The organism is Curtobacterium sp. PhB170 (assembly GCF_003752345.1).
Taxonomy (GTDB): Bacteria; Actinomycetota; Actinomycetes; order Actinomycetales; family Microbacteriaceae; genus Curtobacterium.
The window spans coordinates 456,354-480,065 of sequence record NZ_RJUM01000011.1 but is presented as its reverse complement, the minus strand read 5'-3'; the positions used below and the strand labels follow the sequence as shown (position 1 = coordinate 480,065).

Sequence of the window (23,712 nt, the reverse complement as noted above, 5' to 3'; positions counted from 1 at the left end):
CGACGGGGTCGTCTGAGACCGGCGTCAGCGCGGATGGATGCGCTGTTCAGCCATGCTCGCTATCCTGAGTCGCTGATTCGCGCGCCGACATCCCCACCCCGGCGCGGTAGGGAGAGTGTTCGTGCGATTCGTCCTGGCGATCGTCAGTTTCGTCATCGGCCTGCTGCTCGTCGCGACGGCGGTCGGACAGCGGACCGTGTTCGCGCCGCCGTCCTCGCTCGTCGCGGACAGCACCACCAAGAGCTCTGCCCCCGTCACCGTGATCCCCGGGTCGACGCTCAACGCGAACCCCGGCTACCAGCGGATCAACGTCTCCGGCTCCGGCAAGGTCTTCGCCGCGTACGGCAAGACGGCCGACGTCGACGCGTGGGTCGGTGACGCCGAGCACACCACGCTCCGGTTCGACGCCGAGAGCGCGAAGCTGGTGGGCAAGACCACCGGCTCCGAGGCGTCCGTCCCGTCGCCCAAGGGCAGCGACCTCTGGTACCAGGAGTACGACGGCTCCGGGCAGTTCACGGTCCGCCTGCCGCAGGACGTCTCGGTCCTCATCGTCGGCGACGGCAAGGCCGCCGCGCCGAGCGACGTCTCGGTGACGTGGCCGAAGGACACCGCAACGCCGTCCGTCGGGCCCCTGCTCGTGGCCGGTGGCGTCTTCGCACTCGGCGGCATCGTGCTGCTGGTCCTGGCGTTCCTGCACCAGCGCCGCGGTCGTGGGCCGCGTCGTCGCAGCGGCGGCACCCGACCGCCGCGCGTGCGGGCCTCGCGTCGCGCCGCCGCCGCCGGTGCCCAGGTCCCGACCCGGGGCCGCCGCGGATCGCGCGCGTTCATCGCGGTCCCTGTGGTCCTCGTCGGCACGCTCGCCCTGGCCGGCTGCTCGTCCGACTACTGGCCGCAGGGCGGGGACCCCTCGCTCGCGACCCCGACCCCCACGGCCAGTGCGACCGGAGCGGCGGAGACCACCGAGCCCGCGGCGGCGACCAAGCAGCAGATCACCCGCGTGGTCGAGCGGATCGCGGCGGTCGCCGACAAGGCCGACAGCGCCCGCGACACCGACCTGGCGACGACCCGGTTCACCGGTGCCGCGCTCGACCTGCGGACGGCGAACTACGCCATCCGCGGCAAGGACACCGAGGTCAAGGCACCGCCGGCGATCTCCGCCGGTCAGGTGTGCGTCGCGCTGCCACAGCAGACCGACACGTGGCCGCGCACGGTCTTCGTGATCGTCGCCGAGGACTGCGACGCCAAGTCGGCACCGCAGGCCCTGACGCTCGTGCAGGACACCGCGCGCGACCCGTACAAGGTCGCCTACGACGTCTCGCTCGAGGCCGACGCCAAGATCCCGAGCCTCGCGCCGACGTCGATCGGCGCGGCGCTCCTGGCCCCGCAGTCGAAGCTCCTCGCGATCGCCCCCGACCAGGTCGCGACCGCCTACGGCGACATCCTGTCCAAGGACTCGAAGAGCGAGTACGCCGACCTGTTCGCCACCGAGGGTGACGGCCTCCGCACCACCATCGGCAAGGCCTACAAGGACAAGAAGGCGCAGTCCCTGCCGGACACGGCGAAGATCGAGTACTCGTCCGAGGCCCCGGAGGACTCCGCCGTCGCCATCGCGACCGACGACGCCGGCGCGCTCGTCTCCGCCGACCTCAACGAGATCGAGAAGGTGACCCCGACCGCCTCCGGCGCCGAGGTCAACACCGAGGGTGCCGTCAAGGCACTGTCCGGGGTCGACACGAGCAAGAAGGGCATCAGCGCCACGTACGGCGTCCAGCTGCTCTTCTACGTGCCGCCGGTCGCCTCGGATGACAAAGTGGTCCTGCTCGGGTTCACGCAGGGCCTGACCGCAGCGAGTGAGGTGCAATGAGCAACATCCCCCCGACCCCGTCCGGGCTCCGCGGAGCCGTGGACCTGTCGTCCCTCGTCGACCGCGCACAGCGGCCGCCCCAGCCGCCCGCCGGTGCTCCGGCGCAGGCGGGAAGCCCGACCGGTGCACCAGCGCCGGGCGCCGAGACCGGCGGTGACCTGACCGTCCCGTCGCTCGTGCTCGACGTCACCGACGACACGTTCCAGGACGTCCTGGAGCTGTCGTCCGTGGTGCCGGTCATCGTCGACATCTGGGCCGAGTGGTGCGGGCCGTGCAAGCAGCTCTCGCCGATCCTCGAGCAGCTGACCGCCGAGTACGGCGGGCGCGTGCTGCTCGCCAAGGTGGACGCCGACACCAACCCGCAGCTCGTGCAGGCGTTCCAAGCGCAGTCGATCCCGACCGTGGCCGCGCTGATCGGCGGACGCCCGCTCGGGCTCTTCGTCGGTGCGCTGCCCGAGGCGCAGGTCCGCGACGTCTACGAGCAGGTGCTCCAGGCAGCCGAGCAGAACGGCGTCTCCGGTCGCGTCACCGTGGACGGTGCTGCTCCGCCCGAGGACACCGCCGAGCAGGGCGAGCCGGAGCCGGAAGCGCTGCCGCCGCACCACCAGGCCGCGTACGACGCGATCGAGCAGGGCGACTACGCCACGGCGATCACCGAGTACAAGACCGCGATCCTGCAGGACCCGCACGACCAGATGGCCGTCGCGGGGCTCGCGCAGGTGTCGCTCCTGGACCGGCTGAACGGCCACACCGCCGACGACATCCGTGCCGCCGCCGGTGCGGGTCCGAAGGACGTCCAGGCGCAGCTCGCGGTCGCCGACCTCGACATCTCCGGTGGCCACGTCGAGGATGCCTTCGGGCGCCTGCTCGACCTGGTGCCGACGGTGTTCGGCGAGGACCGTGAGGCCCTGCGCGTCCGCCTGGTCGAGTACTTCGAGCTCATCGGCACCGACGACCCGCGCGTGGTCGCGGCCCGCCGTCGCCTGGCGAGCGCCCTGTACTAGTCCCAGGCCGGCTCGAGACCGGCCCAGACGCCGTCGTGTCAGCGAGACGCCGCCGAATCCGGCGGCGTCTCGCTGCGTCCGGGGCGTCGCGGCGACACGACGGCGTCTCGCGGGTTCCAGACACGTCGCCCGACGGACGGGAGGCCCGGTGCCAGCTGGCACCGGGCCTCCCGTCCGTCTGTCGGTCGCGTCCAGGACGCGATGACGCTAGCGCGCGAGCTCGAGCCAGACGGCGCCGAGCGGCGGCACCACGAGGTGCGCCGACGCGGGTCGGCCGGCCCACGGGGTGTCCTCGGCGGTGACGACCCCGAGGTTGCCGACACCGGAGCCGCCGTACTCCGCGGCGTCGGTGTTGAGCACCTCGTGCCACTCGCCGGCGCTCGGCAGGCCGAACCGGCGCTCCACGGGCACGCCCGAGAAGTTCACGAACACCGCCAGCCGGTCGTCGCCGTCCTTGCGCAGGAACCCGAGCGTCGAGTGGGGGGCGTCGCCGCCCTCGATCCACTCGAAGCCGTCGGCCGTGCTGTCGTGCGTCCAGAGCGCGGGCGTGTCCTTGTAGACCCGGTTCAGGGCGGCGACGAGGTCCTGCACACCGCGGTGCCCGGGCTGGTCGAGGAGCCACCAGTCGAGTCCCTTCGCCTCGGACCACTCTGCGGGCTGGGCGAACTCCTGCCCCATGAAGAGCAGCTGCTTGCCGGGGTGCGCCCACATGAACGCCAGGTAGGCCCGGACGTTCGCGAGCTTCTGCCACTCGTCGCCGGGCATCTTGCCGTAGAGGGAACCCTTGCCGTGCACGACCTCGTCGTGGCTGATCGGCAGGGTGAACTGCTCACTGAAGGCGTAGACGAGCGAGAACGTGATCTCGTCGTGGTGGTAGCTGCGGTACGCGGGGTCGCGCTGCACGTACTCGAGCGAGTCGTGCATCCAGCCCATGTTCCACTTCTGGCCGAACCCGAGCCCACCGGCGCTGGTCGGCTGGGTCACGCCGGGCCACGAGGTGCTCTCCTCGGCGATCATCACGATGCCCGGGTAGCGCTTGTACGCGGTGGCGTTCGTCTCCTGCAGGAACGCGACGGCGTCCAGGTTCTCGCGGCCGCCGTGGATGTTCGGCAGCCAGTCGGTGCGGGAGTAGTCGAGGTACAGGATCGAGGCGACGGCGTCGACGCGCAGGCCGTCGATGTGGAACTCCTCGAGCCAGTACAGGGCGTTGGCGACCAGGAAGTTCCGGACCTGCGGCTGCCCGAAGTCGAACACGTACGTGCCCCAGTCGAGCTGCTCGCCGCGGCGGGGGTCCGGGTGCTCGAACAATGCGTGGCCGTCGAAGCGTCCGAGTGCCCACTCGTCCTTCGGGAAGTGTCCGGGGACCCAGTCCATGATCACGCCGATGCCGGCGGAGTGCAGGCGGTCGATCAGGTACCGCAGGTCGTCGGGGGAGCCGTAGCGTGCGGTCGGGGCGTAGTACCCGGTGACCTGGTAGCCCCACGAACCGCCGAACGGGTGCTCTGCGAGCGGCAGGAACTCCACGTGCGTGAAGCCCGTGTACTGCACGTGCCCGATGAGCTGGTCGGCGACCTCGCGGTACGACAGCCCGGGGCGCCACGAGCCGAGGTGGACCTCGTAGACGCTCATCGGCGCATCGTGCGTGGTCGTCTCCGCGCGGCGTTCCATCCAGGCGCGGTCGCCCTCGGACCACGTGTAGCTCGACTCGGTGATGACCGAGGCGGTGGCCGGGGCGATCTCGGCCTCGCGGGCGAACGGGTCAGCGCGCTCGACCCAGCCGGAGTCGGTGAGGATCTGGAACTTGTACCGCTGTCCGGCGACGGCTCCGGGCCAGAACAGCTCCCAGACGCCCAGGTCGCTCAGGCGGCGCATCGCGGTCGTGCGGCCTTCCCAGCCCTCGAAGTCGCCGATCACGCGCACGGCGGTGGCTCGGGGTGCCCACACGGAGAACGCGACGCCGTCGACGCCGTCGATCGTGCGGACGTGCGCGCCGAGGTGGTGCCAGAGCTGCTCGTCGCGGCCCTCACCGAACAGGTGCAGGTCGAGCTCGCCGAGCGTCGGGGCGAACCGGTACGCGTCGTCGGTCGTCCAGGTGGCGTCGTCCTCTTCCGAGGACTCGTCGAAGTCGTAGTCGGCCTCGACCCGGTAGCGCCCGAGCTCCTCGGCGGTGGCGCCGGCCCAGAGACCGTCGCCCTCGTGGGTCAGCTCGACGTCGTCGCCGTCGAGCCGGACGAGCCGGACCGCCTGCGCCAGGTGGCGCACCACGCGGACGCTCGTGCCACCGTCGACGGCGTGCGGGCCGAGGACGTCGTGGGGCTGGGACCAACGGCCCTCGGCGACCTGTTGGCGCAGCCACTGCTCGACCGGAGCCGGGCGCGGGCCCGTGCTGTCGGCGGTGGCGGGCTCGGGAGCCGGCGGCGTCGGGAGGGCGGTCGACGGCGCAACGGTGGACGGGCCTCCGGTCGGAGCGCCCGAGGACGCGACGGCGTCGACGGACGGTACCCGCGGGTGCGTCGCGTCGACGGGGTGCCCCGCCAGCGTGGCGGACTCGGCGACCCCGCGGTCGGGCGCCTCGCGCGGTGCAGCGGGAGCGCCTGGCAGGTCCTCGTCGGGGGCGGAGACCCGCGGCTCGTAGCGCGGCTCCGGCTTCGCGTCGGACGGTGTCCGCGCGGGCACGGGCGGCGGCGGGGGCGGGACCGGCGGCACGGCGGGGCCGCGGCGCGACGGCGGGGTCGGCTGGGGTGCGGTCGGGTCGTTCGTCATCGGTGCAGTCCTTCCACGACGAGCAGGTGCACGGGTTCCTGGAACGCGTCCAGGCGGACGTAGTTCGACGCGCCCCAGACCCAGCGCTGCCCGGTCACGACGTCACGGACGTCGAACCGGCTGTCGGCCGGCAGGCCGAGCGCAGCGAGGTCCAGGTGCACGGTGGTCTCACGCGCCGAGTGCGGGTCGACGTTCGCGACGACGATCACGGTGTCGGCGTGCCCGGAGCGGATGAACTCGCCGGACAGGTGCTTCGAGTACACGACGGTCGCCGGGTCGTCGGCGGCGTGCACGTGCAGGTTCCGCAGCTGGCGGAGGGCGGGGTGCGCGGCACGGAGCCGGTTGAGCATCGTCACGTACGGGGCGAGCGACGCGCCCTCGGCCTCGGCCAGGGCGAAGTCACGCGGCTTGTACTCGTACTTCTCGTTGTCGATGTTCTCTTCCGAGCCCGGTCGGGCGACGTCCTCGAACAGCTCGTACCCGGAGTACATGCCCCACGTCGGGGCGCCCGTCGCAGCGAGTGCGGCACGCACCTTGTAGCCGGCGCGACCGCCGAACTGCAGGTACTCGGTGAGGATGTCCGGCGTGTTCACGAACAGGTTCGGGCGCAGGTAGTCGCTCGTCTCGTGCGACAGCTCCTCGAAGTAGGACTCGATCTCTTCCTTCGTGTTCCGCCACGTGAAGTACGAGTACGACTGCTGGAACCCGACCTCAGCCAGTGCGCGCATCATCGCCGGACGGGTGAACGCCTCGGCCAGGAAGACGGTGTCCGGGTGCTCGTCGCGGACTTCGCGGATGACGCGCTCCCAGAACCAGAGCGGCTTGGTGTGCGGGTTGTCGACCCGGAAGATCCGGATGCCGAAGTCGATCCAGTGCCGCAGGACGCGCAGGACCTCGGCGACCAGGCCCTCGGGGTCGGAGTCGAACTGGATCGGGTAGATGTCCTGGTAGCGCTTCGGCGGGTTCTCGGCCGTGGCGATCGAGCCGTCGGCGCGCTGCGTGAACCAGTTCGGGTGCTCGGTGACCCAGGGGTGGTCGGGGGAGCACTGGAGCGCGAAGTCGAGTGCCACTTCCATGCCGGTGTTCTTCGCGGTCTCGACGAAGTCGCGGAAGTCGTCCTCCGACCCGAGGTCGGGGTGGATCGCGTCGTGCCCGCCCTCGGGGGAGCCGATCGCCCAGGGGCTGCCGGGGTCGTGCGGCCCCGGGGTGAGCGTGTTGTTCGGGCCCTTGCGCGCGGTCGTGCCGATCGGGTGGATCGGCGGCAGGTAGACGACGTCGAAGCCCATCCGGGCGACGGCGGGCAGACGGCGAGCCGAGGTCCGGAAGTCGCCGCTCTTCCACGAGCCGTCCGGGTTCTTCTTCGCGCCTTCGCTGCGGGGGAAGAACTCGTACCAGGCGCCGACGCCGGCGCGGGTGCGCTCGACGTCGAGCAGCTGCGTCGGGGAGTGCGTCCGGAGCGAGGTGAGCGGGGCTTCCTCGACCTCGGCCACGATGCGCGGGTCGTCGACGGCGGCCAGGCGCTCGGCCGGGTCGAGGTCGGTGTCGCGCACCTTCGCTGCCGCGCGGGTGGCGGCGGGGGAGTCGGTCTCGTCGGCGAGCCGGTCGAGCAGCAGGGCGCCGTCGAGGAGCGTCGCCTCGGTGTCCACCCCGGCCGCGATCTTCAGCCGTGCGGCGTGCAGCCACGTTGCCCAGTCGTCGGAGTAGGACTCGACGTGCCAGGTCCAGACGCCGACGTGGTCGACCTGGACGGTCGCCTCGTACCGGTCGGTCCCGGGCGCGCCGAGGGCCAGGGGGACGGTCCTGGTGCCCCCGTCCGGGCGTTCGAGGACGAGGTCGGCGCCGATGATGCCGTGTCCTTCTCGGAAGACGGTCGCACCGAACGTGATCACCTCGCCGTCGAACGCCTTGCCGGGGAACCCGTTCGGCGTCCTCGGGGCGAGCTCGGTGATCGGGATGCGCCCGATCTTCGGTCGGCGGGGTCGGTCTGCGGTGGCCACGGAGCCGACGCTACCCGGAAGCCGCCCGGACGTTCCCCGGAACGCGTGTCGTGTGGACAGCTCGTCGGTCGCTCGTGCCGGTGGAGGGACGGACGGGAGGCCCGTGGCGGGGCCGCCACGGGCCTCCCGTCCGACCGCCGATTGGGACCACGTTGCGCCCCGCCGTGGTCATCGCGCCCCGACTCTCCGGGGCGCGATGACGTTGACGGGGCGCAGCGCGCGAGCGCGCGAGCGCCCGAACGCCCGGCGCTACGCCGGCTCGAACAGGTGGATGCCGGGGCCGTAGGCGGTGAACACCTGACCGGCGGGGCGGAGCCGCTCGTGGTCACGGTGCTTCTCGCTCGACCACGCGAGGCGGTAGCCGAGCACGTCCTCGCGCACCGGCAGCGTCAGGTCACGTGTGCGCCCGCTGCCGTGCACCACGACCAGCACGCGGTCGTACGGCTCGTGCTCGGGCGTCGACTCGGCGAAGTACTGCAGGACGCGGTGCACCGGCTGGTCCCAGCCCTCGATGGTCATCGGGTGCCCGTCCGGCCCGTACCAGGACATCCGCGAGGCACCCGCGGTCTCCTGCCCCTCGACGCCGAAGCGCGTCGGCCGGAGTGCGGGGTGCGCCTGCCGGAACCGGGCGAGCGCGGCGACGGCCTCGGTCATCGACTCGGCGTCCTCGTCGTCGGACCAGTCCACCGGGGTGAGGTCGTCGGACACGACGTACGCGTTGTTGTTGCCGTGCTGCGTGCGGCTCCGCTCGTCGCCCGCGGTGAGCATCGGCACCCCGGCGGAGAGCAGCAGCGTCGCCGCGAGGTTCCGCATCGACCGGCCGCGCGCTGCCCGGACGCCGCGGTCGGCGGTGTCGCCCTCGATGCCGTGGTTGAACGAGCGGTTGTCGTTCGAACCGTCGCGGTTCTCCTCGCCGTTCGCCGCGTTGTGCTTGCCGTCGTACGACACCAGGTCGAGCAGCGTGAAGCCGTCGTGGGCGGTGACGAAGTTGACGCTCGCGAGTGGGCCGCGGTCGACGCCGAAGACGTGGCGCGAGCCGGTCAGGGCTCCGGCGAGGGCGCCGATGCCGGTGCGGGGCATGCCGTTGCGGCGTTCCTCGGCGATGTCCGTCAGCCAGAACTGGCGGACCGTGTTGCGGAAGCCGTCGTTCCACTCACCGGTGCGGTCGCCGGCCGCGCCGAACGAGCCGGTCTTCCAACCGTCGGGTCCGACGTCCCACGGCTCGGCGATGACCAGGGTGTCCTGCAGGTCGGGGTGGTTCCGGATCCGCTCGAGCAGCGGGTGCTGCGGATCGAAGACGTGGTGGGCGTCGCGGGCGAGCGCGGCCATCAGGTCGAAGCGGAAGCCGTCGACCTGCACCTCGCGGGCCCAGTAGACCAGGCTGTCGACGATCAGGTCGGCCGTGGACTCCACCGAGGTGTCCAGGGTGTTCCCGCAGCCGGTGGTGTCGTAGTAGGTGTCCCGGAACGGCGGCGCGGCCTCGGTCCACCGGTACCGCTCCGCGCCGTCGATGCCGCGCAGGCTCGTGGTGGGTCCGCCGAGGCCCTCTTCCGCCGTGTGGTTGTAGACGACGTCGAGCACCACCTGGATGCCCGCTTCGTGCAGCAGCCGGACCATGCCCTTGAACTCGCGCAGGACCGCGGACGCGCCCTCGGCCCGTGCGGGAGCCGAGGCGTGCGCGGCGTGCGGCGCGAAGAACCCGAGCGTGTTGTAGCCCCAGGCGTTCTCGCGGCCGGCGTCCCGCAACCAGTTCTCGGTGTCGAACGCGTGCACCGGCAGGAGCTCGAGCGTCGTGACACCGATCCGGTGCAGGTGCGCGATGGTGCTCTCGTGCGCCACCCCGGCGTACGTGCCGCGCAGGTGCTCCGGCAGGTGCGGGTTCGCGGCGGTCAGGGTGCGGACGTTCGCCTCGTAGACCACGGCGCGGTCGAGCGGGACCGTGGGCTTGACGACGCCGCCCCAGTCGAAGGCGTCGTCCACGACGACGCTCGTCCAGCGGGGCGCGCCGGCCCCGGTGTCGGGTCCGGCCCCGGTGTCGGTTCCGGACCCGGTGTCGGGTGCGCTCTCGGGCACGCCGGTCGGGGCGATGCCACGGGCGTAGGGGTCGAGCAGGGGCCGGGTCGGGTCGAACTCGTTCCGCGGTCCGACGGGCCCGTCGACGAGCAGGTGGTACCGGTCGCCCGGGGCGACGCCTGGGGTCTCGGCCGTCCACAGGTCGGTCGCCGGCAGCCGCTCGAGCGGGTACCGGACCGGCTGCCCGCCCGCTCGCTCGACGACCACGACGACGGCCGTGGCGGTGGCGGACCGCAGGGAGAACCGCGGGACGTCGGCCCCGAGGTCGAACCCCGGGGTGTGGTCGATCGCTGTCTCGTGCACCCGACAAGGGTACGAGGACCGGCGCGTATCCTGGACACCGCTCGTTCCAGGGGGTGCAGATGCCGGTCTACCTCGACCACGCCGCGACGACGCCGATCCTGCCGGAGGCGCTCGCCGCGTTCACCGACGCGCTCGGAACCGTCGGCAACCCGTCCTCGATCCACAGCGCCGGGCAGCGCGCCAAGATGCTGCTCGAGGACGGCCGCGTCGCGGTCGCCCGGTCGCTCGACGCCGACACCGTCGAGGTCGTGTTCACCTCCGGCGGCACCGAGAGCATCAACCTCGCCGTGAAGGGCCTGTTCTGGGCTCGTCAACGCGACCGTGCCCGCCCCCGCATCGTCGTCCCCGGCGGCGAGCACCACGCCACCGTCGACACCCTGACCTGGTTGGAGACGCACGAGGGGGCCGTCATCGACGTGGTCCCGTTGGACGCGCAGGGTCGCGTCGACCTCGTCGGACTGGAGGCACGACTCACCTCCGCCGACGACGTAGCCCTGGTCACGTTCCTGTGGGCGAACAACGAGGTGGGCACCATCCAGCCCGTGGCACGGATCGTGGAGCTGGCGCACGCCGCCGGCGTGCCCGTGCACAGCGACGCCGTCGCCGCCTACGGCCAGGTGCCGGTGTCGTTCGCCGTGTCCGGCCTCGACGCCCTGAGCGTCTCCGCCCACAAGGTCGGCGGACCGGTCGGCATCGGTGCGCTGGTGCTCGGGCGGAAGGCCACCGTCGAGCCCCTCATCCACGGCGGCGGGCAGCAGCGCCAGGTGCGGAGCGGCACGCAGGACGCCCCCGCTGCGGCCTCGTTCGGCGTCGCGGCCACGATGGTCGCCGCCGAGCCGATGCCGCACCCGTCGCTCGTCGCCCTGCGCGACCGGCTCGTCGCCGGTGTCCGTGCCGCCGTGCCGTCCGCCGTGCTGATGGGCGATCCCGACGACCGGCTGCCCGGCAACGCGCACTTCACGTTCCCGGGCTGCGAGGGCGACTCGCTGCTGTTCCTGCTCGACGCGGCCGGGGTCGCCGTGTCGACCGGGTCGGCGTGCCAGGCCGGCGTACCCGAGGCGTCGCACGTGCTGCTCGCGATGGGCCTGTCGGAGCAGGACGCCCGCGGCGCGCTCCGGATCACGCTCGGGCACACCTCGACCGATGCGGACGTCGACGCCTTCCTGGCCGCGCTGCCGGACGCGGTCGCGCGGGCCGGGGCTGCCGGCATGGCGTCGCGGGAGCCGCTGCTCGGGCGCTAGAGCGCCCTCCGGCGGGGGTGCGACGCCGACCGGCCTGCCGCGCCGGTAGGATCGGTGACCATGGTCGAACTGGACTTCACCGAGCAGCTCTCCGCCCTCCGAGAGACCTTCGGCAACATCCGCTCGGTGGTCGACGTCGACCGCCTGCAGCGTGAGATCGCCGACCTCAGCGAGCAGGCGGGCGCCCAGGACCTCTGGGACGACGTCGAGCACGCGCAGCAGGTGACGAGCGCGCTCTCGCACCGGCAGTCGGAGCTCAAGAAGATCACCGACACCGAGCGTCGCATCGACGACCTCGAGGTGCTCGTCGAGATGGCGAACGAGGGCGACGACCAGGACTCGGCCGACGAAGCCGTCGCCGAGCTCAAGGCGATCCAGAAGACCATGGGCGACCTCGAGGTGCAGACGCTCCTCGACGGCGAGTACGACGACCGCCCCGCCGTGATCACCATCCGTGCCGGGGCCGGTGGCGTCGACGCCGCGGACTTCGCCGAGATGCTCATGCGCATGTACCTGCGGTACGCCGAGCAGCACGGCTTCAAGACCACCGTGATGGAGACGTCCTACGCCGAAGAAGCGGGCATCAAGTCCGCCACGTTCGAGGTCGACGCCCCCCACGCCTTCGGCACCCTGTCGATCGAGGCCGGCACCCACCGCCTCGTCCGCATGTCGCCGTTCGGTGCAGCGGGCAAGCGGCAGACCTCGTTCGCCGCGGTCGAGGTCATCCCGCTCATGCCGGAGACGATGGTCATCGACATCCCCGAGAACGACATCCGCGTCGACGTCTTCCGCTCGTCGGGCCCCGGCGGGCAGTCCGTCAACACGACGGACTCCGCGGTGCGCCTGACGCACATCCCGACCGGCACCGTCGTCTCGATGCAGAACGAGAAGTCGCAGATCCAGAACCGTGCGGCCGCCATGCGCGTGCTGCAGTCGCGCCTGCTCCTCCTGAAGAAGGAAGAGGAGAACGCGAAGAAGAAGGAGCTCGCCGGCAACATCACGGCGAGCTGGGGCGACCAGATCCGGTCCTACGTGCTGGCGCCGTACCAGATGGTCAAGGACCTGCGGAGCGAGCACGAGGTGAACAACCCCTCAGCCGTGTTCGACGGCGACCTGGACGGCTTCATCAACGCCGGCATCCGCTGGCGCAAGCAATCCGTCGACGCGTAGGGGTTCGTGAGCCGCGCGCCTCGCTTGCTTTCCAAGCGGGGCGACCTACCCTGATCCGGTCATGATCAAATTCGACCAGGTCACCAAGGTCTACTCGGGCAACCCGAGTCCGGCGCTCGACAACCTCACCCTCGAGATCCTCAAGGGCGAGTTCGTGTTCCTCGTGGGCGCCTCGGGTTCCGGCAAGTCCAGCTTCCTGCGCCTCGTGCTCAAGGAGGAGAAGCCCTCCCGTGGCCAGATCCACGTGCTCGGGCAGCGCCTCGGGTCCCTGGCGTCGCGGAAGGTCCCGTACTTCCGGCGCAACCTCGGCGTCGTCTTCCAGGACTTCCGACTCCTGCCCAACAAGAACGTCTTCGACAACGTCGCGTTCTCGCTGCAGGTGATCGGCAAGAGCAAGGGCTTCATCAGCGAGGCCGTCACCGACGTGCTGAAGCTCGTCGGGCTCGCGGGCAAGGCGACCCGCATGCCGCACGAGCTCTCCGGTGGTGAGCAGCAGCGCGTGGCGATCGCCCGCGCCGTCGTCAACAAGCCGGCGATCCTGCTGGCCGACGAGCCCACCGGCAACCTGGACCCCACCACGTCCGCCGGCATCATGGCGCTCCTCGAACGCATCAACCAAGGAGGCACCACCGTGCTCATGGCGACCCACGACGCGAGCATCGTGAACCAGATGCAGCGTCGGGTCATCGAGCTGTCGAACGGCACGGTCCTCCGTGACGAGCAGTCCGGCGGCTACCAGACCCAGGCGGTCCCGATCCAGCGCGGCACCGTGTCGAACACGACCGGCATCCAGACCATCCCGGGGCTCATCCGATGAGGCTCGGGCTCGTCATGTCCGAGGTCGGCTCGGGCCTGCGGCGCAACGCGTCGATGGTCGTCTCCGTCGTCCTCGTGACCTTCATCTCGCTCACCTTCGTCGGGACCGCGATCCTGCTCCAGATGCAGATCAACCAGATGAAGGGGTACTGGTACGACCGGGCGCAGGTCGCCGTCTACCTGTGCACCGACACCGACACCACCGGCAACTGCACGGGTGCCAAGGCCACCGAGGACCAGCGGAAGCAGGTCCAGGCCCAGCTCGAGTCGTCCACCCTCAAGCCGTACATCGAGAAGACGTACTACGAGGACCAGGACCAGGCGTTCACCCGCTTCAAGGAGCAGTTCAAGGACTCCGCGGCGACCGAGTTCGTCAAGCCCGAGTACCTCAACGAGACCTTCTGGGTGAACCTGAAGAACCCGTCGCAGGCCGACGTCCTCGTCGAGAGCCTGTCGAAGGTCGCCGGTGTGCAGAGCGTCGTCGACCAACGCGGCTACCTGCAACCGATCTTCAACCTGCTCAACGCGTCGTCGTACACGGCGATCGGCATCGCGGCGCTCATGCTCGTCGCCGCCGTGCTCCTCATCGCGACCACGATCCGGTTGTCCGCCTTCAGTCGCCGGCGAGAGCTCGGCATCATGCGGCTGGTCGGTGCGTCGAACCGGTTCATCCAGACGCCGTTCGTGCTCGAGGGGGTGATCGCCGCCGCCATCGGAGCCGTCCTGGCGGGTGGTGCCATCACCGCGGTGGTGTGGTTCTTCGTCCGGAACTTCCTGGCCGAGCGCTTCACCGGCACGGCGTTCATCGGCATGGGGGATGCGGCCATCGTGGTGCCGTCGGTGATCGTCATCGGGGTGTTGCTCGCCGCGGTGTCGGCGTCGATCGCCATCCGCCGCTACCTCAAGGTCTGATCCGCCGCGCCGGGAAGGTGCGTGGGGCGCCCGCTGTTGGGTAGTGTGTAGGGCTGCGCAGCGCAGTGCCCGGAACGAGAGGAGTCGTCATGGCGAAGGAACGCGGTGAGAAGATCGTCGCGACGAACCGTCGCGCCCGACACGACTACCTCATCGAGGACACCTACGAGGCCGGCATGGTCCTGTCCGGCACCGAGGTGAAGTCCCTGCGCATGGGTCGTGCCTCGCTGGTCGACGGGTACGCCTACATCGACCGGGGCGAAGCCTGGATCGATGCGGTGCACATCCCCGAGTACACCGAGGGCACGTGGAACAACCACGCACCTCGGCGCAAGCGCAAGCTGCTCCTGCACAAGCAGCAGATCGTGAAGATCTCGCACAAGACGGCTCAGGGCGGCTACACGCTGGTGCCGTTGCAGATCTACTTCCACGACGGCCGAGCGAAGATCGAGATCGCCGTCGCGAAGGGCAAGCGCGAGTTCGACAAGCGTCAGGCCATGCGGGAGAAGACCGACAAGCGTGAGGCCGAGCGGGCCATGCGCACGAAGAACCGCGTCGGCGAGTAGCGGCCTCGCACCTCGGTCGGCTAGACTGAGGGACTGCTCCGATCGGAGCAGTCGCAACACAACTCAACAGCGTGACAGCGGCTCGCACGTCCGGCCCGCATGGGGATGATCGGTTTCGACATTGCCTGTGTGCCGACGGGAAGCGGGCCGAGGACCCACGGTTATCTCGTGAACGATCCGTGGAAAACAACAAGTGCCAATTCCAAGCGCACTGACTTCGCTCTCGCTGCGTAAGCAGCCCAGCACATGAAGTCCGTCGGCCAGGTGACCGTCCCCTAACCTGATCCCGGCGTCATCCAGAGGACTTGCTGCACGGTTGCGCCTCAGGGCCGTGCGGGACTTGCACTGAGACTGGGCCCGTCGTCCTAGAAGCCGGTAGCAAAGGACGGGGCCGAGCAGAACGAACTATCCGGATACGCCCGTAGAAGACGTCGAATTGCAGCGATGGACGGGGGTTCGATTCCCCCCATCTCCACCATTCGCCGGTCGTCGAGCCGCTGTCACCGTTGACCGAACGCCCCGCCACCGTCTTTGGACGATGCCGGGGCGTTCGCTGTTCGGCCACTTCGCAGGACTACGATCCGTTGCAGGCGCCGGGACACGCCCGTGCCGACCCCGAACGGAAGGCCCCCACGTGGTGCAGGAGATCGCGATCCGAGTCCGTCTGCGCGAGCAGGAGCGAGTGGTGCTCGCCGACTACGAGCGGATCGTCGGGTCCGTCGCGACGGTCGCAGCCCTCGCTGCCTGGCTGCCCACGCCAGACGCTCGCCTGGTCGTCCGCGGCCGGGGTGCCGAGCCCGTGCGCCTCGAGACCGTCACCTACGGTTCGGTCGTCGAGATGCTCGTCGTGCTCGACCAGCGCTCGGCTGCCGTTGAGCGGGGTGCTGCAGCGATCGCGGCACTGATCGAGTCGGTGCGGCACGAGCACGTCGCCGACGACGTGGCCGGGGTCGCCGGTGAGCTGGACCGCCTGGACCGCGCTGCGCCGCGTGGGCGGTCGGTCGTCGAGCGGACGCTCCGCACGTTCCTCGAGGGTGCGCGGGCCGACGTCCTGGCACGCAGGACCACGACCCGTGTGCGGACCGCGCAGGCGCTGTTGCGTCTCGCCGAAGACGACGCGGTGCTCACCGTCGAGCGGGTCACCGACGCGCTCGCGCCCGTACTCGAGGAGCGCGCGGTCGATGTCGCGCTGGACACGGGTTCCGCCGTGGTCGTCGAGCCGATCGACGGGGTCGAGTCGCCGGAGCAGGCGACGGTCCTGCCCTTGCCCTCGGCGCAAGCGAAGCAGGAGAAGTCGGAGAAGAAGCCGTCCAAGAAGCAGGACGACGGCAAGAAGAAGTCGGACGAGAAGAAGTCCGACAAGAAGAAATCCGACAAGAAGAAGTCCGACAAGAAGAAGTCGGACAAGAAGGACGACGGCAAGAAGAAGAAGTCCAAGAAGTAGCAGCCTGAGTGCTTATACAGCACAATTGTTTCCGGCGTGTTACAAAATCCGGCCAAGCCGCGGCCACGGTGCCAGAGTCGATGAGCGCGACCCCCGTTCGTGGGGCGCGCTCACTCGACGGGAGCAGCAGTGGCTACAACGACGACGCCGGCGTTGCCGGACTCCGGCCTCAAGCGGAACGTGGGCTTCATCGGGCTCATCTGGGCCTCGACGGGGTCGATCATCGGCTCCGGATGGCTCTTCGGGTCGCAGGAGGCCCTGAAGACCGCGGGCCCGGCCGCGATCATCTCGTGGCTCATCGGTGGTGTGGCGATCCTCGTCCTCGCCCTCGTGCACGCCGAACTCGGCGGCATGTTCCCGATCGCGGGCGGAACGGCGCGGTTCCCCCACATCGCGTTCGGGGGCATCGCCGGTGCGTCGTTCGGCTGGTTCTCCTGGTTGCAGTCCGTGACCGTCGCCCCGATCGAGGTCGAGGCGATGATCAAGTACGCGCAGCACTGGCAGTTCGCGCACCCGTGGCTGCACACCACGACGGTGGACGGGGAGACGCAGCAGCTGCTCACCAGCGCGGGCATCGCGGTCGCCGTCGTCCTCATGGCGGTGGTCACCGTGATCAACCTGCTCAGCGTCCGGATCCTCGCGAACACGAACTCGGCGGCGACGTGGTGGAAGGTCGCCATCCCGCTGCTGGTCATCATCGTGCTGGCGTTCAGCGGGTTCCACGGCTCGAACTTCACGGCGGCCGACGGCTTCATGCCCGAGGGCGCCAAGGGGGTCCTGGCGGCGGTGTCCACCTCCGGCATCATCTTCGCCTTCCTGGGCTTCGAGCAGGCCGACCAGCTCGCAGGCGAAGCGAAGAACCCGCGGCGGGACATCCCGCGCGCCGTCATCGGCTCGGTGCTCATCGGGCTGGTGATCTACCTGCTGCTGCAGGTCGTGTTCCTCGGGGTGCTCCGGTCGGATGCGATCCAGGGGTCCTGGGCCACCGCGGACTTCACGAAGTACACCGGTCCGTTCGCCGACATCGCGATGGCTGCGGGCCTCACGTGGCTGGCGGTGGTCATCTTCATCGACGCGATCATCTCGCCGGCGGGCACCGGCCTGATCTACGTGACGGCGACGAGCCGCATCTCCTACGGACTCAGTCGCAACGGGTACTTCCCGAAGGCGTTCGAGTGGACGACGAAGCAGGGTGTGCCGTGGGTCGGGCTCGTCACGGCGTTCGTCGTCGGCTGCGCGTGCTTCGCACCGTTCCCCTCGTGGCAGGGGCTGGTGAGCCTCATCACGAGCGCGTCGGTCCTGATGTACGCCGGCGCCCCGTTGGCGCTCGGTGCGTTCCGGAAGCGGATCCCGGAGATCGAGCGCCCCTACCGGATGCCCGCCGCCGCGGTGCTGTCGCCGATCGCGTTCATCGTCGCGAACCTCATCATCCTGTGGACCGGGTGGGACACCGACTGGAAGCTCGGCGTCGCGATCCTCATCGGTGCCGTGGTGATCATCCTGAACAACGTGTTCCGCGGTGCCTCCAGCGTCCGGCCGCGCTGGGACTGGAAGGCGGCGCAGTGGCTGCTGCCCTACCTGATCGGCATGGGGCTCATCGTGTTCCTCAGTGACTTCGGTCCGCTGACGCACCCGGTGTTCCCGTTGTGGATCGACATCGTCGTGGTCGCGGTGTTCTCGTTGGTGATCTACTACTGGGCGATCAACTCCGCCTCGGACCGTGCGGAGATCCTCCGCACGGCCGACGACGTGCGTGACGTCGAGGAATCAGGCGTGGTCGAGCCGGTGCACCACTAGAAGTCGAACAAGTTCACCCCTAAAAGTCGAACAGGTTCGCCCGGAAGCCCCCGGCGCCGTACTCCCGCCGCAGGAGCCCACGGCGCCGGAGCACCGGCACCAGGTCGCCGAACATCCGGTGGATCTGCGCCGGGTGCAGGTCGCCCGAGAAGATGATGCCGTCGTTGTCGGCGTCCGACCCGAGCTCCTCGATGAAGTCGGCGAACTCGTCGGCGGTCCCCACGAAGCCCTCGCGCGAGGACACCCGCCCCTTGCGGGCCTTGCGTTCCAGGAGCGCGCGCAGCGGGGCGCCCGGGGTGTCGCCGAGCAGCCCGCGGATCGTGCCGGCGGAGACGTGGTCACCGAAGGTCCCGTCGGGCACGGGAGCATCGAGGTCGAGCGCGAGCAGGTCCGTCTCGGAGTCGCTCGACCACGCGATCGCCGCGGTCCGCAGGTCGTCGTCGGACGGGTGCCGGGACGCCTCGACGATCCGGTCGGCCTCGTCGGACGACGAGACGATCTCGGGCTTGAGGACGAACAGGATGCGCAGGTCGGCGGCCGTGCGTCCGGCGGCCTGCGCTGCGGCGATCACGCGACCGCGGTAGTCCGCCACCGCCGCGGCCGACAGGGGCGCGAGCGCGAGTTGCACGTCCGAGTGGGTGCCGGCGAACGCGAGGCCCCGACCGGAGCCACCGGGGGAGACGACCACCGGGTCCGAGTCGAGGGGCAGCGCGTTGAGCGGGCCGTCGGCGGTGAAGTACGCGCCCTCGTGGTGGAACGCGTCGAGGGCGTCGCCGTCGGCGAAGCGCCAGTCGGAGGGATCCCCGACGTACCCGGACGATCCCCACGAGTGCCAGAGCCGGCGGAGCAGCGTGATCCACTCCTCGGCCCGGTCGTACGCCTGGTCGTGCGGCAGCGGCGGCAGACCGGCGTGCCGGGCACTGCCGACGTCGGTCACGACGTTGATGCCGAGGCGCTCCGACGACAGGTGCGCCAGCGTGGCGAACTGTCGTGCAGCCAGGTACGGCGGCGTGAACCCGGCGTTGACGGTCGGCGCGATGCCGATGTGCGAGGTCGCCGCGAACAGGTACGGCGCGAGCAGCAACGGGTCGTGCTTCGGGCCGCCGTACGCCTGGCGGATGCGCAGGTCGAGCGTCGACGGGTTGCCGAGCGAGATGGCGTCCTCGGCGATCACCAGGTCCATGCCGGCCTGCTCGAGCGTGCGGACGGACTGCTGGTACAGGTCGGGCTTGGTCCAGTCGTGGCCCCAGTCCCAGTCCGAGCGCCCCCACGCCTGCGGGCCGAACCCGCGCGAGAAGAAGTACCCGAAGTGTTGCGGTCGTGCCATCGTCTAGAGCTCCTCCGAGATCACGTGCGTGCCCGGGACCGAGTGTTCCAGGGACGCGCGCTCCGCGTCGGACGCGCTCACCGGGCTCGCAGGCTCGCCCGGCGCGATCCGCGCGTCGCTGGCGCGCCGCCCCTGAGCGGATCGCGCCCGGTCATCATTGCCGTCTGCGGAACGCAACGCGGCGAACCCGCGTTCCAGGTCGCGGAGCAGGTCCGCGACGTCCTCGATGCCGACCGACAGTCGGATCAGGCCGTCGTCGATGCCCTGGTCGGCGCGCTCCGCGGCGGTCTTTCCGGCGTGCGTCGTCGTCGCGGGGTGCAGGATCAGCGAGCGGACGTCGCCCAGGTGGGTCATCCGGCTGAACAGCTGGACGCTGTCGATGAAGGTGTGCGCGGCGGCTTCGCCGCCCGCCAGCGTGAACGCGAAGACGGAGCCGGCTCCGCGCGGCAGGTAGCGCTGGGCGAGGTCGTGGAACGGACTGGAGGCCAGACCCGCGTGGTCGACGCTCGTCACCTCCGGCTGTGCTTCCAACCACTGCGCCACCGCCAGCGCGTTCGCGCTGTGGCGTTCGACGCGCAGGCTCAGCGTCTCGATGCCCTGACGGATCAGGAACGCGTTGAACGGCGACGGGGTCGGGCCGATGCGCGAGGCGACGACGTCACGAGCGAAGACGACGAACGCCCGGTTGCCGTAGCGCTCGACGTAGCTGTCGCCGCCCAGCGACCGCTCCGGGCTGGTGAGGTGCTGCCAGCGCTCGGGGGAGGCGGACCAGTCGAACCTGCCGCCGTCGACGACGACGCCACCCAGGCCCGCGCCGTGGCCGGACAGGAACTTCGATGCCGAGTGGATGACGATGTCGGCGCCGTGCTCGACCGGGCGGACCAGGTACGGCGTCGCCAGGGTGTTGTCCACGATCAGCGGGACCCCGGCACGGTGCGCGGTGTCGGCGACGCCGGTGATGTCGAGGACGTCGTTCTTCGGGTTCGGGATCGTCTCGGCGAAGAACGCCTTCGTGTTCGGTCGGACGAGCCGTGCCCACTCGTCGGGGTCGCGCTGGTCGGCGACGAAGTCGACCTCGATGCCGAGGCGGCCGAGGTTCTGCACGAGGAGCCCCTTGGTGCCCTCGTAGATGCTGCGGGCGGCGACGACGTGGTCGCCGGCCTGCAGGAGGCCGAGGAACGTGATGGTGGCCGCCGCCTGGCCGCTGCCGACGAGGATCGCCTCGACGCCCCGCTCGAGCAGGGCGACGCGGCGCTCGACGTCGGCGTTCGTCGGGTTGCCGAGGCGGGTGTAGGTGTAGCCGTCCTCGGTGCCGGCGAAGCGATCGCGCGCCTGGTCGAAGTCGTCGAAGAGGAAGCCGGAGGACATGTGGATGGCCGGGATCCGTGCGCCGTGCCCTGCGTCGGGCACGAAGCCGCCGTGCACCTGTTCGGTCGAGAAACCGTGATCGTCGTTCGCCATGGGACACCTCCGGGAGTCGTCTGGCGGTAGCCTCGCAGCCTTCGCTGCGTGGACAGGCGATTGCGGCGTTCCGTTACGCGGAACCGGGGTGCGGCGGGGTCGCGGCGGAGCCCTGGCGGCTGCCACGATGGGGGCATGGCGACCGACGAAGCGACCCTGATCATCCGCGATGTCCGTCCGTGGGGTGGTGCACGGTCGGACATCCGGGTGGCAGACGGCCGCATCGTCTCGGTCACCGCGACCGGAGCGGGCGACGGCGTCGCGAGCGGTGCCAGTGCCAGTGCCAATTCCGATGCCGATGCCGATGACGGTCCGCGGGTCGTCGACGGGCGCGGCCAGCTCGCGCTGCCTGGGTTCGTCAACACGCACGCCCACGTCGACAAGAGCTGGTGGGGGCACGAGTGGGAGTCGTACGGCGGCGAGCCCGGCACGCAGGGGCGCATCGCGCACGAACGAGCTCGGCGTGACGCCCTCGGGATCCCGAGCGAACCCGTCGCCACCCGGGTCCTGCGCGAGGGGCTGCGCACCGGCACCACCCGGGTCCGCACGCACGTCGACGTCGACCTCGGCGTCGGGCTGCGGGGGATCGAGGCCGTTCGTGCGGCGGCCGACGCGCTCGACGGTGCGGTCGAGGTGTCGATCGTCGCGTTCCCGCAGGATGGCGTGCTGCGACGGCCCGGTGTGCTCGACCTGCTGCGGCAGGCGGCGACGGCCGGAGCCGACCACATCGGTGGGCTCGACCCGTCGCTGATCGACCGCGACCCGGTCGGGCAGCTCGACGGCCTGTTCGCCATCGCCGCCGACACCGGGTGCGGCATCGACATCCACCTGCACGAGCCCGCCGAGCTCGGTGCGTTCGCGTTCGACCTGGTGCTCGACCGGGTGGAGCAGCTCGGCATCGCACCGGGCAGGGTGAACATCGCCCACGGATTCGCGATCGTCGACGTCGATCCCGTGCGTCGCCGCGACCTGCTCGCCCGGATGGCGTCGCTCGGCGTCACGATGACCACGGTCGCCCCGGTACGGATGCGACAGCTTCCCCTGCACGAGTTCGACGACGCCGGCGTGCGGTTCGGCTTCGGCACCGACGGCATCCGCGATCTGTGGAGCCCCTACGGCGACGGCGACCTGCTCGGCATCGCGTGGCAGTACGCGCGGGCCGGCGGTGTTGTGCGGGACGCGGACCTGACCCGCGTGGTGGAGCTCGCCACGCGCGACGGTGCCCGGTTCGTCACCGACGAGGCGCACGACCTCGTGGCGGGGGCGCGTGCCGACGTGGTGCTGCTCGACGCCGAGAACCCGATGGACGCCCTGGTGCGACGGGTGCCGCGGTCGCTCGTGGTCTCCGGTGGCCGGGTGTTCGACCCCGCAGAGCTCGCGCAACGCCCCTGGGAGTAGGCGCAGGGCTGCGCACCCGTTCTGCGACATTGCACGAGTCGATCACCGCGTGGATCGTCGCGGACGTGGTGCGAGCACGACGAGCGAGGCGTCAGCCGCGGTAACCGACCGATGCGACGGCCGCCGACAGCCGGCCGGGCAGCCCCGGCGGGATCTCGGCCGGCAGGGCGTCGAGCACGAACCAGCGGACGTCGTCGCTCTCATCGCTGACCGCCGTCACCACCGACGGGTCGGCGAGGGCGACGAAGCCGACGTCCCAGTGCGCCGCGCAGGCGAACCCGCCGCCGAGCTCGTGCCGGTCCAGGTCCGCGATGCGGTCGTCGACGAGCTCGAGGTCGGTGATGCCGGACTCCTCGCGGGCCTCGCGACGAGCGGCGCCGGCCAACGAGACATCCGACGGCTCGAGGTGCCCGCCGAACTGCACCCAGAAGCCGCCCTTGCGGTGCAGGCAGAGCAGCACCCGGGCCAGGTCGGGTGAGAACACGAAGCACGACGCGGTGAGGTGGTCCGGGCCGCCGTCACGCCACAGGGAGGCATCCCCTCGGGCGGCGACGAACGCGGCGAACGCATCGCGGTGCCGATCGTCAGCGGTGGCGAGGGCGGTGGTGGCGGTGTCGAGCAGCACCGCACCATCCTCCCAGGTGGTGAGGGGGACGCGGTGGGTGGCGGCGACGCGGAACGACGAGGTCGACGTCGTACGACATCGAGGGCGTCGTTCCGCGTCGACCACGGCAGGCCGTCAGAAGAGTGCGCGCACGCCCGCAACCACGGTGTCCCAGACCTCGAGCAGCGGGACCCGTGCGAGCCACACCGCGAGGCCGTTCACCAGCACGAACAGCACGAACCAGACCCCCGCCGGCACCCGCATCTCGGCTGCGGCGATGTGGAAGTCCGTCTGCACGCGGGCGCCGGTGAGCAGCCACCGTGCGACCTGCACGACCGAGCGCAGTCCGTCGACGACGAAGAACGCCCCGACGGCGGCGACCAGGAGCACCGTGACCTCGGACGGACGCAGCGCCACCCACAGCGCCAGGACGTCGAAGCCGAGCACGACGAGCAGCCCGAACCAGTTCCGCACGAACACCAGCGCCACGAGCCCGATCACACCGAGCACCGCGACGGGCAGCCATCGCGAGCCGTGCAGCACCCCGGTCACCAGGAGCACCCCGGCCCAGAGCGGCGCGCTGTACCCGGCGTAGAGGTTGAGGATCCGGACGAGCCAGCGGATGCCGCCGGGGACCCGGCCGAGCTGGACCCAGGCCTCGCCGGAGCCGTCCGGGTGCAGGTCGATGCGTTGGATGCGGCCGCCGAACGGGACGACGACGATGCAGTGCCCGACCTCGTGCGCGATGGTCGCGGCGATCCGCGCGACGCGTCCGACGAGCGGCAGGAACGGCAGGAGCGCGCCGACGACGAGCGCGACGAACACGAGGGGCGGGGCTGCGGTGGTCAAGGGACCAGCATCGCAGCCGTGTCCCGCGAACTGCCCGAGACCCGGCGGCGACGACGATGTGGAACGACATCCTCGACGTCGTACGACATCGACAACGTCGTTCCGAGTCGCCGCCCGGCCGGC

The 23,712-nt window shown here is 70.7% G+C and carries 17 protein-coding genes and 1 other RNA gene; 11 read left to right on the top strand and 7 right to left on the bottom strand.

What is annotated here, in order from left to right; genetic code table 11:
* The first annotated feature begins 121 nt into the window (after positions 1–121).
* Both EDF40_RS12990 and EDF40_RS12985 read left to right on the top strand, forming a co-directional pair.
* On the top strand, positions 122–1,864 hold the full coding sequence (locus EDF40_RS12990) for a hypothetical protein (RefSeq protein WP_148053833.1): 1,743 nt from the start codon (positions 122–124) through the stop codon (positions 1,862–1,864).
* Positions 1,861–2,868 carry a tetratricopeptide repeat protein gene (locus tag EDF40_RS12985; protein ID WP_123339820.1) on the top strand — a complete coding sequence of 336 codons (1,008 nt, stop codon included), beginning with the start codon at positions 1,861–1,863 and terminating at the stop codon, positions 2,866–2,868. The genes EDF40_RS12990 and EDF40_RS12985 overlap by 4 nt, the downstream gene beginning before the upstream one ends.
* A gap of 207 nt (positions 2,869–3,075) precedes the next feature.
* Here EDF40_RS12985 and glgB read toward each other — a convergent pair whose 3' ends face one another.
* The 3 genes from glgB to EDF40_RS19625 all read right to left on the bottom strand — a co-directional run bounded on the left by glgB (position 3,076) and on the right by EDF40_RS19625 (position 10,004).
* Positions 3,076–5,631 (bottom strand): 1,4-alpha-glucan branching protein GlgB, encoded by a 2,556-nt coding sequence (gene glgB, locus EDF40_RS12980; protein ID WP_221180467.1) that lies wholly within the window; start codon positions 5,629–5,631, stop codon positions 3,076–3,078.
* Positions 5,628–7,628, bottom strand: coding sequence for an alpha-1,4-glucan--maltose-1-phosphate maltosyltransferase (locus EDF40_RS12975; RefSeq protein ID WP_173168709.1), 2,001 nt, complete (start codon positions 7,626–7,628; stop codon positions 5,628–5,630). Before EDF40_RS12975 ends, glgB begins: the two co-directional genes overlap by 4 nt.
* A 249-nt stretch (positions 7,629–7,877) precedes the next feature.
* The gene (locus EDF40_RS19625; RefSeq protein WP_123339819.1) at positions 7,878–10,004 is read right to left on the bottom strand and encodes a glycogen-debranching protein; all 2,127 of its coding nucleotides are present in this window, start codon (positions 10,002–10,004) and stop codon (positions 7,878–7,880) included.
* A gap of 59 nt (positions 10,005–10,063) precedes the next feature.
* Here EDF40_RS19625 and EDF40_RS12965 point away from each other — a divergent pair, with 59 nt between their 5' ends.
* The 8 genes from EDF40_RS12965 (at position 10,064) to EDF40_RS12930 (ending at position 17,950) form a co-directional block, all read left to right on the top strand.
* Entirely contained in the window at positions 10,064–11,245 is a 1,182-nt protein-coding gene (locus tag EDF40_RS12965; protein WP_123339917.1) for a cysteine desulfurase family protein, read from the top strand.
* 60 nt (positions 11,246–11,305) lie between these two features.
* Positions 11,306–12,415, top strand: coding sequence for a peptide chain release factor 2 (gene prfB, locus EDF40_RS12960; protein ID WP_111086442.1), 1,110 nt, complete (start codon positions 11,306–11,308; stop codon positions 12,413–12,415).
* 61 nt (positions 12,416–12,476) lie between these two features.
* Positions 12,477–13,232: a cell division ATP-binding protein FtsE gene (gene ftsE, locus EDF40_RS12955; protein ID WP_111086441.1), complete on the top strand. Its 756-nt coding sequence runs from the start codon at positions 12,477–12,479 to the stop codon at positions 13,230–13,232.
* Positions 13,229–14,143 (top strand): permease-like cell division protein FtsX, encoded by a 915-nt coding sequence (gene ftsX / locus EDF40_RS12950; protein WP_111086440.1) that lies wholly within the window; start codon positions 13,229–13,231, stop codon positions 14,141–14,143. Before ftsE ends, ftsX begins: the two co-directional genes overlap by 4 nt.
* Positions 14,144–14,232: 89 nt before the next feature.
* Positions 14,233–14,709 carry an SsrA-binding protein SmpB gene (gene smpB, locus EDF40_RS12945; RefSeq protein WP_123294782.1) on the top strand — a complete coding sequence of 159 codons (477 nt, stop codon included), beginning with the start codon at positions 14,233–14,235 and terminating at the stop codon, positions 14,707–14,709.
* Between the two features lie 101 nt (positions 14,710–14,810).
* Positions 14,811–15,187: a transfer-messenger RNA gene (gene ssrA, locus EDF40_RS12940) on the top strand.
* 156 nt (positions 15,188–15,343) lie between these two features.
* Entirely contained in the window at positions 15,344–16,153 is an 810-nt protein-coding gene (locus EDF40_RS12935) for a hypothetical protein (protein ID WP_123339818.1), read from the top strand.
* A 129-nt stretch (positions 16,154–16,282) separates the two neighbouring features.
* On the top strand, positions 16,283–17,950 hold the full coding sequence (locus EDF40_RS12930; RefSeq protein WP_221180466.1) for an APC family permease: 1,668 nt from the start codon (positions 16,283–16,285) through the stop codon (positions 17,948–17,950).
* A gap of 19 nt (positions 17,951–17,969) precedes the next feature.
* Here the strand turns inward: EDF40_RS12930 and EDF40_RS12925 are convergent, their stop codons facing one another.
* Together EDF40_RS12925 and EDF40_RS12920 are read right to left on the bottom strand one after the other, a co-directional pair.
* The gene (locus tag EDF40_RS12925) at positions 17,970–19,277 is read right to left on the bottom strand and encodes an LLM class flavin-dependent oxidoreductase (protein WP_123339817.1); all 1,308 of its coding nucleotides are present in this window, start codon (positions 19,275–19,277) and stop codon (positions 17,970–17,972) included.
* A 3-nt stretch (positions 19,278–19,280) separates the two neighbouring features.
* Complete coding sequence (locus EDF40_RS12920) at positions 19,281–20,738, bottom strand: O-acetylhomoserine aminocarboxypropyltransferase/cysteine synthase family protein (protein WP_123339816.1); 1,458 nt, start codon at positions 20,736–20,738, stop codon at positions 19,281–19,283.
* Positions 20,739–20,873: 135 nt separating this feature from the next.
* On the opposite strand from EDF40_RS12920, the gene EDF40_RS12915 reads away from it, so the two are divergent.
* Entirely contained in the window at positions 20,874–22,136 is a 1,263-nt protein-coding gene (locus EDF40_RS12915) for an amidohydrolase family protein (RefSeq protein ID WP_123339815.1), read from the top strand.
* A 91-nt stretch (positions 22,137–22,227) separates the two neighbouring features.
* Here EDF40_RS12915 and EDF40_RS12910 read toward each other — a convergent pair whose 3' ends face one another.
* Together EDF40_RS12910 and EDF40_RS12905 are read right to left on the bottom strand one after the other, a co-directional pair.
* Complete coding sequence (locus EDF40_RS12910; protein ID WP_123339915.1) at positions 22,228–22,761, bottom strand: NUDIX hydrolase; 534 nt, start codon at positions 22,759–22,761, stop codon at positions 22,228–22,230.
* A gap of 114 nt (positions 22,762–22,875) precedes the next feature.
* Positions 22,876–23,589, bottom strand: a complete 714-nt coding sequence (locus EDF40_RS12905; protein WP_185003033.1) for a M50 family metallopeptidase — start codon at positions 23,587–23,589, stop codon at positions 22,876–22,878.
* Positions 23,590–23,712: the final 123 nt, after the last annotated feature.

Coding starts and splice junctions, on each gene's coding strand:
- EDF40_RS12985 (WP_123339820.1), top strand. CDS start 1,861: ATGAGCAACATCCCCCCGACCCCGTCCGGGCTCCGCGGAGCCGTGGAC.
- EDF40_RS12925 (WP_123339817.1), bottom strand. CDS start 19,277: ATGGCACGACCGCAACACTTCGGGTACTTCTTCTCGCGCGGGTTCGGC.
- prfB (WP_111086442.1), top strand. CDS start 11,306: ATGGTCGAACTGGACTTCACCGAGCAGCTCTCCGCCCTCCGAGAGACC.
- ftsX (WP_111086440.1), top strand. CDS start 13,229: ATGAGGCTCGGGCTCGTCATGTCCGAGGTCGGCTCGGGCCTGCGGCGC.
- smpB (WP_123294782.1), top strand. CDS start 14,233: ATGGCGAAGGAACGCGGTGAGAAGATCGTCGCGACGAACCGTCGCGCC.
- glgB (WP_221180467.1), bottom strand. CDS start 5,631: ATGACGAACGACCCGACCGCACCCCAGCCGACCCCGCCGTCGCGCCGC.
- EDF40_RS12965 (WP_123339917.1), top strand. CDS start 10,064: ATGCCGGTCTACCTCGACCACGCCGCGACGACGCCGATCCTGCCGGAG.
- EDF40_RS12915 (WP_123339815.1), top strand. CDS start 20,874: ATGGCGACCGACGAAGCGACCCTGATCATCCGCGATGTCCGTCCGTGG.
- EDF40_RS12920 (WP_123339816.1), bottom strand. CDS start 20,738: ATGGCGAACGACGATCACGGTTTCTCGACCGAACAGGTGCACGGCGGC.
- ftsE (WP_111086441.1), top strand. CDS start 12,477: ATGATCAAATTCGACCAGGTCACCAAGGTCTACTCGGGCAACCCGAGT.